Annotated in this window: 10 protein-coding genes; 8 read left to right on the top strand and 2 right to left on the bottom strand. The window is 63.0% G+C overall.

The window, feature by feature from the left end; genetic code table 11:
- Positions 1-459: 459 nt before the first annotated feature.
- Positions 460-1,038: a hypothetical protein gene (locus KF733_06280; protein ID QYK57087.1), complete on the bottom strand. Its 579-nt coding sequence runs from the start codon at positions 1,036-1,038 to the stop codon at positions 460-462.
- Between the two features lie 147 nt (positions 1,039-1,185).
- Between KF733_06280 and KF733_06275 the strand changes: the two genes are divergently transcribed.
- On the top strand, positions 1,186-2,304 hold the full coding sequence (locus KF733_06275; protein QYK57086.1) for an erythromycin esterase family protein: 1,119 nt from the start codon (positions 1,186-1,188) through the stop codon (positions 2,302-2,304).
- Between the two features lie 1,474 nt (positions 2,305-3,778).
- Here KF733_06275 and miaB read toward each other — a convergent pair.
- Positions 3,779-5,152, bottom strand: a complete 1,374-nt coding sequence (gene miaB / locus KF733_06270; protein QYK57085.1) for a tRNA (N6-isopentenyl adenosine(37)-C2)-methylthiotransferase MiaB — start codon at positions 5,150-5,152, stop codon at positions 3,779-3,781.
- A gap of 133 nt (positions 5,153-5,285) precedes the next feature.
- Here miaB and KF733_06265 point away from each other — a divergent pair, with 133 nt between their 5' ends.
- The 7 genes from KF733_06265 (at position 5,286) to ligA (ending at position 12,518) form a co-directional block, all read left to right on the top strand.
- Complete coding sequence (locus KF733_06265) at positions 5,286-6,452, top strand: vitamin K epoxide reductase family protein (protein QYK57084.1); 1,167 nt, start codon at positions 5,286-5,288, stop codon at positions 6,450-6,452.
- On the top strand, positions 6,453-7,577 hold the full coding sequence (gene mnmA, locus KF733_06260; GenBank protein ID QYK57083.1) for a tRNA 2-thiouridine(34) synthase MnmA: 1,125 nt from the start codon (positions 6,453-6,455) through the stop codon (positions 7,575-7,577).
- A 92-nt stretch (positions 7,578-7,669) separates the two neighbouring features.
- Positions 7,670-8,017, top strand: coding sequence for a hypothetical protein (locus KF733_06255; protein QYK57082.1), 348 nt, complete (start codon positions 7,670-7,672; stop codon positions 8,015-8,017).
- Between the two features lie 14 nt (positions 8,018-8,031).
- A complete protein-coding gene (locus KF733_06250) occupies positions 8,032-8,259 on the top strand; it encodes a YtxH domain-containing protein (GenBank protein QYK57081.1) in 228 nt (75 codons plus the stop codon).
- Between the two features lie 69 nt (positions 8,260-8,328).
- Positions 8,329-9,456, top strand: coding sequence for an AI-2E family transporter (locus KF733_06245; GenBank protein ID QYK57080.1), 1,128 nt, complete (start codon positions 8,329-8,331; stop codon positions 9,454-9,456).
- 45 nt (positions 9,457-9,501) lie between these two features.
- Entirely contained in the window at positions 9,502-10,488 is a 987-nt protein-coding gene (locus KF733_06240; protein ID QYK57079.1) for a hypothetical protein, read from the top strand.
- 14 nt (positions 10,489-10,502) lie between these two features.
- Positions 10,503-12,518, top strand: a complete 2,016-nt coding sequence (ligA, locus tag KF733_06235) for an NAD-dependent DNA ligase LigA (GenBank protein ID QYK57078.1) — start codon at positions 10,503-10,505, stop codon at positions 12,516-12,518.
- The last annotated feature ends 25 nt before the right edge of the window (positions 12,519-12,543 follow it).

The following is a 12,543-nucleotide window of genomic DNA, read 5'->3' as shown; positions in this document are numbered from 1 at the left end:
GACGCCCCTCCCCCTCCCCAGTCTTGGGGAGGGGGCAGGGGGGAGGGGAGACCGGCAGGCAGAGCGTCGGGCTCCAACCCGTCTCCTCCAAGAACCCCTTGACGCCTCCCCCCCCTCGCCAGGCTTGGGGAGGGGGCAAGGGGGAGGGGAGGCCGGCACGCAGAGCGTCGGGCTCCTACCCGTCTCCTCCAAGCGCCCGCCCCCCCCTTCCCAGGCTTGGGGAGGGGGCAAGGGGGAGGGGAGGCCGGCAGGCAGAGCGTCGGGCTCCTACCCGTCTCCGCCAAGAACCGTTGACGCCTCTCCCCCTCCCCAGGCTTGGGGAGGGGGCAAGGGGGAGGGGAGGCCGGCAGGCAGAGCGTCAGGCCCCTACCCGTCTCCGCCAAGAACCCGTTGACGCCTCTCCCCCCCCCCAGGCTTGGGCAAGGGGGGGGGGACCGGCTTCGGCCCCGCGAGCCCCCGCTACTGGGTCGCGGCCGGCTCTGCGAGGCTGGGGGCGCCCTCCGGGAGCGCGCGGAGGAAGGCGTCGAAGTCCCCTTCCAGCTTCGCCCAGTCGGTGTACTCGTAGTCGCGGGAGGTGTCGGTGTCGCCGCCCTCTTTCGCCACGATCCTCCGCATCATGAGCCGGATCAGCCAGCCGTACTTGCGGTAGGCGAGCGCCCCCGCGACCGGCAGCGAGAGCGTCGGGCACCAACCCGTCTCCTCCAAGAACCCGCGTATGCACTTCGCAACGTCTTGGCGGTGGCGGGGCTCGGTGCCGTGGGCGGACATGCTCACGGAGAGGAACAGCGACGGCCGCTCCTTTGAGGCGGAGGCGTTGCGCTTTGCCCAGGACACCAAGGACGTTTGGTGCCGGGCCTGCACGATCGATCCCGCCAGCACGATGGCGTCGAAACCGGTCAAATCCGGTTCCGGATTGCGGGCGCCCGTGTCGAAGAGCACCGCCTCATGGCCCCGCGCGTTGGCCCAATCGGCGATCTTCGCCGCGATCTTTGCCGTCTGGCCATAGCTGGTGGCATAGGCGATCAGGATTTTGGCCATGCCCTCATTATATTGGCCTTAGCCGCCATGTCGGATCCGGGCAAGAACCGTCTTACGGGGCAATCTCCCCCGGCCCGTCTCTGGAGCAGCCGGACCAGGCAATCCGACACAGGGGATCAGGCTATCGGCCAGGTAGGATGCCGCTAAATGACGTGGCTCGCCGCGATCGCCATAGGGCAAACCTTGGTCGCCCAACATGTGGCGCTGGAAGGCGACGACTACGCCGACCTTGGCTTCTTAAGGCAAGAATTGCGAGGCAAGTCTCTCGTGCAGTTGGGCGAAGCGACCCATGGCACGGCTGAGTTCTACTTATTGAAGACCCGTCTCGTGAAGTTTCTTCACGATGAGTTGGGTTACGACACCCTCATTTTAGAGAGCGGGGCGTTGGAGACGAACCTTGCCATGGCGCAGCGGAATGGGTTAAGCGACCGTGAACTTATGGAGAGCACGGTGTTCGACAATTTCTGTTGGAAGGAAGCGCTGCCCCTCTTCACCTATATCAAGTCGCGACCCAAACTACGGGTCCTGGGGATGGATCCGCAATTCTCTTCCGACGCGGTGCTCACGCTAGTCTCAGACCTCATCAAGCCGTACGAGCCCAGCCTTGCCGAAGAGGCAGCAAAACGGCTAGGCGAAGGGTACCAGTTCCTTGGCAAGACCGACCAGCCAGAAGAATTCAACAAAGCGCGCGATTCTTATCTCGAATGGCTCAAGGACTTTGACAAAAAGTTGGGCTCGATCCGCTTCAAGACTGCCGAGAGAGTCGCGTCTTCCACTCTTCGTCAGGCCGTGAAGGATCTCCGACGTTATTGGAATTACAGACCCGACACTCCGCTCGTAGAGAGGATGGCGCTTCGCGACCAGATTATGGCCGAGCGAACCCTTGCTGGTTTGGGCAAGGGGCGTGCGGTTGTCTGGGCGCACAATGGCCATATTGGCCGTGGCCTGGGGTATCGAATCTTGGGCGATACTTTACGCGATAAACTCGGGGCGAAGACTTACGCCATTGGTCTGTTCGCGCGGGAGGGCGAGTTCTACGCTCACTGGGAGCGCGCGGTTCGCCCTCTCCCCGCAGCACCCGACGGGCTCCCCTCTAAGTTCCCCGCCGAAGGCGAGGCCTGGTTCGCGACGACCAGTGCCTTCCGCGAGCCGCTAGCCGCGGCCGAGCCAGAGAACGGTGGCGTGCTCACGTTCGTGCCCGCCGACCGCTTCGACGCGGTCGTCTCCGTCAGCCGTTCTACCGCTCCGACTCGTTTGCCGCGCTAAATGGATCAGTTTGGCGAGTAGCCCGGTCGTGTTCTACTTCCTAGCTCTTGAGGGAAGGGGCGACGAATAGGCAAGGGCCCACATTGTCGGGAATGGTCGCTTGACCTCGGTCTCTCTCCATCCGTTATAAGGTTCGAGTTTAACAAGGCGATTGTTCCTTTCGCCCCAGACGACTCTTCGAACCGGGTCAAAGGCCAATGAATCATAAATGACCCCAGGACTTACCAAGAAGGTAAACGTTGCGTCCCAATCGACTCGGTAAAGGTCACCGAATTGTGAGGATGTCACCAATCCAATCTCAGGGACGAAAAGAAGATGGCGGTAGATAGACTGACCGGTAAACATCCGCACTACCGAGCCATCGGCAGGGTCAACTTCACAGAAGCTGGGGGACGCGATCCCCATGTACTGGTTCTTGGTTAGATCGTAGGCCACTGTGCTACTTCCGGATCCCATGCGATCCCTATCTCCTTGGCCCGACCAGTCCTTTGGTCAAGTAAATAGAAGGCGGACTTGTTGCCAACCGCGTACAGGCCGTTGGCGGGGCCCTAAAACAAGCCTTGCACCGCAGCCCCTTTGCCCAGGTTTCCAACAACCTCGACTGAATAGGTGTCCAGATCGATCTTGACCAGTTCACGGCTTGTAGAAAGTCCGTAAAGGAAGTCAGCACGAGCTGGAACGCCGAGGGCAAAAAGGAATAATGCCGCAACGCACCTCGCCAAGGTGTGTCTACTAAGAGTTCTTACTGCCCTCACAAGTTAGACTTTAGCCCCCCAGCCCCTCGTTGCGCAAGCATTAGCGAATAAAACCGGGCAAAATCCGCGCGTACCGCAGTTGTCTGGTGGGGCAGCTAAGTCAGCAAGGCAAGGCCCACGGGACTGCTGAGCATCGGACACCCCGTAACCGGTGGCCCAAATCGTGACGAACGCAAAGCATGGCCGCGGCTCTGGCCGGGGGCCAGCTTCGGCAAGCGGGTTGGGGGGTGAGGTTTCCCCGGCGGTGGGGGGTGGGCGTGACCCCTCCAGAAAGCGGCCTCCAACTCCCCAGAAACTCCCCAGAAACCCGGTTTCTGGGGAGCTTCTGGGGAGTTTCTGGGGAGTTTCTAGGGAGTTAAAGAGGGGATGACCAGCTGGCCCCGTGGCCCAGATCCATAGGATCAGCCGGGGGGCCAGATCGGCCCGGTCTTGCGCGGGACGCAGTCCGGAGCCCCCTCTCCTCCTGCGAAGGAGAGGGGGTTGGGGGTGAGGTTTCCCCGGCGGTGGGGACCTAAAGGGCTCGCTTAGAGCTTGCGCAACCCCGAACCGGGAAACCTCACCCCGGTTCGCTTCGCTCACCGACCCTCTCCTTCGCCGAAGGAGAGGGTGGCAGGCTGTCCGGAGGATCCCTGCGTCCCGCGACTCACCTTTCCCGCCCGCAGGGATCGACCCATTGCTGCCGCATGGGCCGACAGCCTGCGGCTACCACGGAGCTTCCCCTACGCCGTACCGCTCAATCCCCAAAGGTGGCCCTCAGTCGCCCGTACCGTGACCAACTCGCCGACCCACTCCGGCTTCGCCGGGAAGTGGAGCATGCGAAAGCAGCGGGAGTAGCCTTGAATGAGGGAGGGGTTCTTGGGGGTCGGGCCCTCGACCAGCACCTCGAACGATTGTCCCACGAGTGCGGCGTTGCGGGCACAGGTGATGGCGGTCTGCACCTCGATCAGCTTGTCCAGCCTCGTCTTGGCGACCAGGGGGTCGACCTGTTCCATCTCGGCGGCGGGGGTGCCGGGGCGGGGGCTGTACTTGAACATGTACGCCCCGTCGAACTGGAACCGCTCCATCGCGTCCAAGGTGGCCTGGAACTCCAGGTCGGTCTCGCCGGGGAAGCCGACGATGATGTCGGTGGTGAGGCCGATCCCGGGCACAGCCGCCCTGAGTTCCGCGACGATCGCGGCATAGGACTCGACCGTGTAGAGCCTCTTCATGCGCTTCAGCAACCCGTCGTCGCCCGCCTGGAGCGGCATGTGACAGTGCTCCATGACCTCGGGGACTGCGCGGATCGTCTCAATGAGGTCGTGCTTGAAGTCGCGCGGGTAGGGGGACGTGTAGCGGATGCGCTCCAGGCCGGGAATGCCCGCGAGCAGGCGCAGGAGCGTCGAGAACGGCACGTTCCCCTCGGCCAGGTTCTTGCCATAGGAGTTGACGGTCTGGCCGAGCAGCGTGACCTCGCGGGTTCCGAGCTCGGCGAGGCGGCGGACCTCCTCGACGATGTGCTGGGTCGGCCTTGACCGTTCGCGGCCGCGGGTGGTCGGCACGATGCAAAACGTGCAGAACTTGTCGCAGCCGTACTGGATCGGCACGAACGCCTTGAGCTTGCCGCGTCGTTCGATCTGGCGCTGGGGAATGTCGGTGACGACCGCCCCCTTTCGCTCGGGGAGATCCAGTCGCTTCTCGAAACGCTTCTGCTGGAGGGCTTGCTCGACGAGGCCGGGGATGGCGCTCACCTGGGCGGTGCCCACGACGAAGTCCACGTGGGGATTGCGCTGTCGGATCTCGTCGGCGCGGAGCTGGGCCATGCACCCCGCCACCCCCACCACCATCTCAGGCCGCGAGGCCTTGATCTCGCGCAGGAATCCGAGGAAGCTGAACGCCTTGTCCTCCGGCTTCTTGCGGACGCTGCAGGTGTTCAGCACGACCACGTGTGCCTCGCGGGGGCTCTCGGCCCGGGCGAGGCCAAGGTTCTCCAGGTAGAGCGCGATCTGTTCGCTGTCCTCCTCATTCATCTGGCACCCCCAGGTCTGCACGAAGTACGTGCCGCGCACGGTTTTGTTGCGCTTCGGAAGGATGCCGGGCTGGAGGAGGGCGGCCATTCGGCTGAACCTAAAAGGATACCATTAGGGTTCGCGCGGGCCGTCCTCGCAAGACGCTTTGGGACGCGGGAACTGGGGCGGCTGGCAATTGGTCAGCATAACCAGGCTTTGCGGAGCCGTATACTTTAGTCTGATGAGCACTGTTACCGAAGCTGGGGCGGTCAAGGCTTCCGGGTCGGCCGCGATGGTGAACCGAGTGGTCGCGTTCCTTTCCTGGGCCGGCGTCTTCGTCGCGGGCGCCCTGAGCTTTTCCCACGTCTTCGGCAAGTCGCTTCCTTGCGGCACCACCGGAGGTTGCGACACGGTCGCCATGCACCCGACTGCGGCGTGGTTCGGGGTTCCTGTCGCCCTTGTCGGCCTTATCGGCTACCTTCTCCTGGCCGGATTGGCCGCGGCACGCTCGTTCGGCCCGCCGAACATGTGGAAGCCGCTCTCGCAAGCCGGGCTCGTGGTCGCCAGCTTTGGCTTCATGGCCAGCATGTACTTCGTCTACACCTCGATCGCGGTCATCCAGGCCACCTGCCTTTGGTGCCTGGCCTCGGCGGGCATCATGACGGCCATATTCTTCGCGACCCTCGTGATGTCGCAGATGCCTGTGCCGGAAGGGCGGGGCGGGCGCCAGGACATGATGGCGACGGCGGGCGGCATGATCCTCGCCCTCGGCTCTCTGGGGGGCTATAGCGCGTACCTCAACGCCAAGGCGGAGGACATCGTGAAGGGGGTGAACCTGCAGGGCATTACCATCGAGGAGCTGCTCCCGGGCGAATCCAGGATGAAGGGCACGGCCGACGCACCGGTCACGATCATCGAGTTCGCCGACGTCAACTGCCCCGCCTGCCGTCGAGCTGCCCCGGTCATCGAGCAGATCTTCCGCGAGGGCAAAGGCCGCATCCGCATCGCCTTCCGCCACGTTCCACTGGTGGAACACGCCGGGCACGAGACCAGCATGCACGCGGCCGTCGCCGCCGAGTATGCAGCCAAGTCCGGCAAGTTCTGGCAGTACCTGGGCGCCTGCTTCTCGGAAGCGAACGAGTTCCGCGTCAAGTCTCCCGAGGGCTTGATCCAGATCGCCACCGAGATGGGGCTGGACGAGGAAGGGGTCCGCGCCGCCATGCAGTCGGATTCGCCTGAGGCGACCTCCGTCGTCGCAGACCTGAACCTCTCCAAGCAGATCGACCTCGGCGGGACCCCGACCTTCATCGTCCTGGCCAAGGGCGCGGAACCGAAGGTCGTGACCATATCCCGGCTGGAAGCCCTGCTCAAGGAAGAGCCTTACCTCTCGCTGATCGAGGGCAAGTAGGTGCCGCGGCGACGGACGGTCTGCGTCGCGATGTCCGGCGGGGTGGACAGCGCGGTCGTGGCGGGGATGCTCGTGCGCCGCGGCCACGACGTCGTCGGCGTGACCATGCAGATCTGGCAGGAGAGCCAGCGCGACCCGCGCCATTCTGGTTGCTGTTCGCTCGGCGCGGTCGAGGACGCCCGCCGTTCCGCCCGGATGCTGGGCATCCCCCACTACGTCGTCGACTTCAAGGACGCCTTCAAGGAGGCCGTCATCGACGAGTTCATCGAGGAATACGGCAGGGGGCGCACGCCAAACCCCTGCGTCACCTGCAACCGAAAGGTGAAGTTCGACGCGCTGCTTGCGAAGTCGCGCGAGCTGGGGTGCGACGTCTTGGCGACGGGGCACTACGCCCGCATCCGCAGGATCCAGGGGCGGCAGAGGTTGATGCGGGCGCGAGGCGCGGCGAAGGACCAGAGCTACGTGCTCTATGCCATGACCCAGGCGCAACTCGAATCAGTCTGGTTCCCGCTGGGCGAGGTGCCTGACAAGACGGAGACGCGCCGGATGGCGCGCGAACTCGGACTCCCCGTTGCGGACAAGCCGGATTCGCAGGAGATCTGCTTCGTCAGCGAGGTGGGCGGATACCGTGAGTTCTTGCGACGGGCCAAGCCGGAAATGTTCGAAGAAGGCGAGTTGGTGGGCGTGGGGGGCCAGGTGATCGGCCGGCACGGGGGAGTGGCGGACTTCACAATCGGCCAGCGGAGGGGTCTCGGCATCGCGGCCGGGCGCCCCCTCTACGTCATCGGCATCGATCCCGTCACCCGCCGCGTGACGCTCGGGGATGAAGGAGACCTCGGCCAGCGCGAAGTTTCGGTCACCGACGTCGCCTGGAGCGCCTTCCCCCCCGAGGCGATGCCGATGCGGGTGAAGGCGAAGATCCGCCACATGATGGAGCCCCGCGACGCCTGGCTCTTCGCAGGCTCAAGCCACGCTGGCACCGATGCGGCGTCAGCCAATGCGGCTCGCCTCGTCTTCGATAGGCCCGTGAACGCCGTGACTCCCGGCCAGATCGCGGTCGCGTACCGCGGGATGACCGTGGTCGCGGGCGGAACGATCGCGCAGTCTCACCCGTGTCCTCGTTGAATACTGCGGCCCCACATGCGGGACAGCCCCTTGACAGCCTCTAAGCACAGGCCCGCCCCATCGGCCTTGGGCAGTCGTTCAGAATAGTAACTATGGAGACGGTCCTCCTTTGGGTGGTCGTCGTGCTCCTCGCCCTGCTTATGCTGGTCGTGGGCGCGGCGATGCGCATGGTCAACGAGCTCAAGTCGAGCGTCAAGGGCTTGGAAAAGCGGCTTGACGGCCTCCAGAGCGATATGAAGTCGATCGAGACCCGTCTCGCCGCTGTGCAGGCGGCCCAGGCCCGCCGAGGCGAGGAACCCTTCGCGGCGGCTTTCGAAGCGTTCAAAAAATACCGTTCGCGCGGATGGTTGGCGACCCTTGTCGCTGTCGGCTCGCGCCTGGTTGGGTCATACTTGCACCAGAAGAAGGCGGCGCCTGCACTGCCGGCGCCAAAGAGCTAAGGATCAAAAAAACTATGAACGGTAACGACGATAAGAACGCATTGGTCTACCTGCTGGCCGGATTTGGCCTTGGTGCGCTCCTGGGCGCGGTGGCTGGCCTGCTGTTCGCCCCGAAGGCGGGCACCGAGACTCGCGAACAACTCGCCGATCGGCTCAAGGACCTGAAAGGCAAGACCGAAGAGTGGATTGCCGAGCAGCGCTCTAAGAAGCTGACCCACGGCCACGAAGAAATCGGCGCATAAGGCGTTGTCGAAGAGGCGAGGGAGCGCTCTTTGAACTGGTGGCGCATAGGGATTTGGATTGCCGTCGTCGTGACGGCGGTCTTTTTCCTTTGGGCCGTCAGGGGTGTGCTCCTTCCCTTCATCCTCTCGGGCCTTATCGCGGTGATGCTCGAGCCCTTGGCGAAGGGGTTGCGACGCATCGGCCTCCCCTCTCCCCTTGCCGCCGGCGTCCTCACGATCTCCTTTTACGCGGTGCTCGGCCTGGCCATCGTTTCCGCCGCGCCCTTCGTCGCGACCCAAGCGGCCGTGCTTTACTCCGAAGGGGCCAGACAGTGGGATGAATTGCAGAGTCAGTCTCCTGACAAGACCTTTGCCGAAGTCGACAAGTTCCTTGTCCGAAACGAAGAGGTGCTTCGGCAGTTCGACCTGCCGACGACGCGGCAGGGGCTGATTGACAAGTATATCGTTCCAAACCGGGAACGTTTGCTGGAGACTGCACAACGGTTCTTGACGGGCGGATTCGCCTCGATCTTCAGCATCTTCGGCCAATTGTTCCTGCTTTCATTAACGCCGATCTTTGTGTTCTTCATGTTGATGGACATGGATCGGTTGCGCGCGAAACTGGCTAGTTATGTCCCACCTTCCATCCGCGCCGGGACAGTCGAAACGGTCGGCCAGATCGTAGCCGTCTTTAAGAACTACATTCGGGGCCTTATCCTGAACGTTATGCTCTACGCCACGGTCATGACGACGGTGCTCTACGTGTTAGGCGTCGACTATTATTTCGTCCTAGGCGTCGTGGTCGGCACCCTTTACCTCATCCCGATCATTGGCAACATCATCAGCTCTATCATCGTCTTTATCGTGCTTGTCATCGGCGGACAGACCGGCACGGAAGGGAGCTGGTTCTCCTTCAGCGAGCCGTGGCAATATGGCCTCGCGATCCTCACAGTGATGTTCCTTGTCGGCACTGCCTACGACACAATCATCACGCCAAACATTGTTGGGCGTGCCGTGAAGCTGAATCCCCTTCTCGGTGTATTCGTGGTCTTTGCCGCCAGCGCGCTTTTCGGCCTACCCGGCATGCTCGTCGCCTACCCTCTCGCAGGGGCCATCAAGATCGCGGTCATGAAGCTCCTTCGGGTCAGCACGAGCGACGACACCGGGCTTCGGCTGCCTTCGGTTCCTTTGCGCCACCGTCAGCTCGCCGAGGCCTAGGCCGCAGCGAGCGTCAGGCTGCTCTGCAGCGTCTACGTTCTATCAATGCCCGTTTTCTTAGCCGCCGTCGCCCTCGCCCCGTTCGCCTACTCCTTTGGTCCGAACACAAAAGTTGACTACGACGTAAACGTCCAGTTTGAAGGTTTTCTACCCGTCTTAGGCGGTAACGAAGGGGTCGTGGACGTCAAGATGGGCGTCAAAGTGACGGGGGCGAAAGCTGAGCCGGGCATGCTTAAGGCGGCCAGCGAGATCACCTCGTTCGACCTCACGTTCAACGGCTCAAAGCTTCCCCTTACCTTGAGCAACGTGACCGACTATTTCCCCAAGACCAACGTGGGCCTCACCCCACAGGGCAAGATCCTTTCTAACGACGCTCCGGACCGCAAACTCCCCGTCCGGCTCCCTGGCTTGGATGTGAAACGTTTTCCGGACATTACCTATATCCCCTTGGAGTTTCCGACCGAGGGTTTCGAAGTCGGTGAGTCGTGGACTTTCGTACGGACTTTCGGCGATAGTCCCTTAACGTATACCTGCACTCCCGTGGCCCTTACCGACAATGGAGCCGAGATAAAGGTCGAAGTAAAGCAGGAGTATACGGTACTGGAGAACGAAGCGCTCGAAGTGGTTGTGAACCGCGAGGACGCGGTAAGCGAAGTCACAACGAAAATGACAGGTTCCGGTACAGTCGTTCTCGATTTGGCGAACGGGGTCGCCCGGTCCGCGGAAATGAGGAACACGGCCGTGAGCACGGCGAAGAACCTGAGCTCAGGCGAGAACAAGGAGCGAAAGCTTGTCACGACTTTCAAGGTCGCGCTTAAGGGACAGCTTGCGGCAAGCGGCGGCAAGGCCCCGAAAGCATCCAACCCGGGCGACCTCTGGACGCGGGCGGGCATGATGGGCCGCGACGCTTGGACATGGCTCCAGCTGGCCGCAATGTTTGGAATGAAGGCCCTGCCGAGCCACATCCAAGCCTGGATCGCACCGTTCCGCGAGGACATCCGGCGAAGTTTCCCTTGGCTCCTGGGCCGCTAGGGCAAAATCCGCTCGTGGAAGCGGCGCAACGCGCAGCCTGGTTGCGAGAGGAGATCGAGCGGCATAACCGGCTCTACTATCTGGAGGACAAGCCCCAGATTTCGGACGATGAATACGACCGGCTCTTCCACGAGTTGGTCGCGCTCGAAGAAGAGCACCCGTCCCTCCGCACGCCTGACAGCCCGACTCAAAGGGTCGGCGGGCCGCCGGTCGAGAAGTTTCATCCCCACAAGCACCGCGAGCCCATGCTCTCGCTCGACAACGCCTTCCAGGACGCTAGCCTGGTGGCGTTCGACGAGCGCATCAAGCGTTTGCTCAACCGCACCGATGATATCGACTACTTTGTAGAACTAAAGTTTGACGGACTCTCCATTTCCCTGACTTATGTCGACGGGGACTTGACCGTGGGGGCGACGCGTGGAGACGGAACCACGGGCGAGGACGTGACCGCGAACATCCGGACCGTTCAGGGCATTCCCTTTCGGCTCCCGGAGCCCTACCCCGGAGTTCTGGAGATCCGGGGCGAGGCACTTATGTTCAAGTCAGTCTTCGCAAAGCTGAACGCAAGCCGGGTTGAACGGGGCCTTGAAGCCTTTGTCAACCCGCGCAACGCGGCGGCTGGAGGGCTACGCCAATTGGATAGCCGGCTCACGGCGGAGCGCCGGCTCTCGTTTTTCGCCTACGGGTTCGGCGCGGCGGAGGGACCGGAAGCATTGCCTGACACCCAATCCGGCCGGTTGGCGTGGCTGGCCGGGCAGGGATTCCCGACCCGCCCAGAAGCGAGGATTTGTCGCGGAATCCAAGAGGTCATCGACTTTGGCCATGCCCTCCGCGGGCAACGCGAGGCCCTCCCATTCGGAATCGATGGCTTCGTCGTGAAAGTGGACAGTGTCCGCCTGCAGCAGGAAGTCGGGTGGACCTCGCGCAGTCCCCGCTGGGCCATTGCGGCGAAGTTCCCTGCGGAGCAGGCCTTCACCGTGTTGGACGGCATTGAACTCCAAGTTGGCCGAACGGGCACCGTCACCCCCGTGGCCGTCCTTCGGCCGGTCTTCGTCGGCGGTGTTACCGTGACCCGCGCGACCTTGCACAACTACGATGAGCTGAGCCGCAAGGACCTTCGTGTGGGCGACACCGTGATCGTCCAGCGTGCGGGCGATGTCATCCCGGAAGTCGTGGGGCCAGTCTTGGAGAAGCGGCCGAGCGAGGCTCGACCCCCGACCCCGCCCATCGAGTGCCCCGCATGCCGGACGCCGCTGGTCCGCGCTGAAGGCGCGGTGGCGCTCCGCTGCCCGAACAAGCGCGGGTGCCCCGCGCAGATCCAAGCCAAGTTGGAACACTTCGTCTCGCGCGGCGGCATGGACGTCGAAGGGCTTGGAAGCAAGCAGATCGAAAGGTTTCTAGGGCTCGGGTGGCTCGCAGACGTGCCCGGCATTTACCACTTGCACGAGCGCCGCGCAGAGATGGTCGATTTGGAAAGGATGGGGGAGCAAAGTGTTACAAATCTCCTGACTGCCATCGAGGCTTCCAAGACGCGTCCGTTCGATCGATTTATCTTCGCGCTAGGAATTCCACAAGTCGGTTCCCGCACCGCCCATGACCTCGCCTTGGCCTTCGGCTCCATTGAAGCCTTCCGGCACGCGACCTTCGACCGTCTACTTAACGTGCCAGATATCGGCCCGTTGACGGCGAGCCAGATCGAAGAATGGCTGGAACAGCCGGAGAGCCAAGGGCTGCTCGATGCCTTGCTTGCCGCGGGTGTACGCCCAATCGAAGCCGAAGCTCCAAGCGGGACGCTCTTCGCTGGACAAGTCGTAGTTTTCACGGGCAGTCTTGAACGGTTCGCCCGGGCCGATGCGGAAGCCTTGGTCGTGCGGCAAGGGGGCAAGGCCACGAGTTCCGTCAGCAAGGCGACGACCCTCGTCGTCGCCGGCCCGGGTGCCGGGTCGAAACTCGAGAAGGCGGAAAAACTTGGCATAGAGGTCATCGATGAGGAAACCTTCCTCGCCATGTTGCCCGAGGGGGCGCTCTGACCTGTCGCTTCGAACTCGAGATCGA

Source organism: Fimbriimonadaceae bacterium, assembly GCA_019454125.1.
Lineage (GTDB): Bacteria > Armatimonadota > Fimbriimonadia > Fimbriimonadales > Fimbriimonadaceae > JALHNM01.
This window is presented reverse-complemented; position numbering and strand designations above follow the sequence as displayed.

Bases quoted from the DNA above. Each gene is read 5' to 3' on its own strand.
- KF733_06280 (QYK57087.1), bottom strand. From the start codon at position 1,038: ATGGCCAAAATCCTGATCGCCTATGCCACCAGCTATGGCCAGACGGCA.
- KF733_06275 (QYK57086.1), top strand. From the start codon at position 1,186: ATGACGTGGCTCGCCGCGATCGCCATAGGGCAAACCTTGGTCGCCCAA.
- miaB (QYK57085.1), bottom strand. From the start codon at position 5,152: ATGGCCGCCCTCCTCCAGCCCGGCATCCTTCCGAAGCGCAACAAAACC.
- KF733_06265 (QYK57084.1), top strand. From the start codon at position 5,286: ATGAGCACTGTTACCGAAGCTGGGGCGGTCAAGGCTTCCGGGTCGGCC.
- KF733_06255 (QYK57082.1), top strand. From the start codon at position 7,670: ATGGAGACGGTCCTCCTTTGGGTGGTCGTCGTGCTCCTCGCCCTGCTT.
- KF733_06250 (QYK57081.1), top strand. From the start codon at position 8,032: ATGAACGGTAACGACGATAAGAACGCATTGGTCTACCTGCTGGCCGGA.
- KF733_06240 (QYK57079.1), top strand. From the start codon at position 9,502: ATGCCCGTTTTCTTAGCCGCCGTCGCCCTCGCCCCGTTCGCCTACTCC.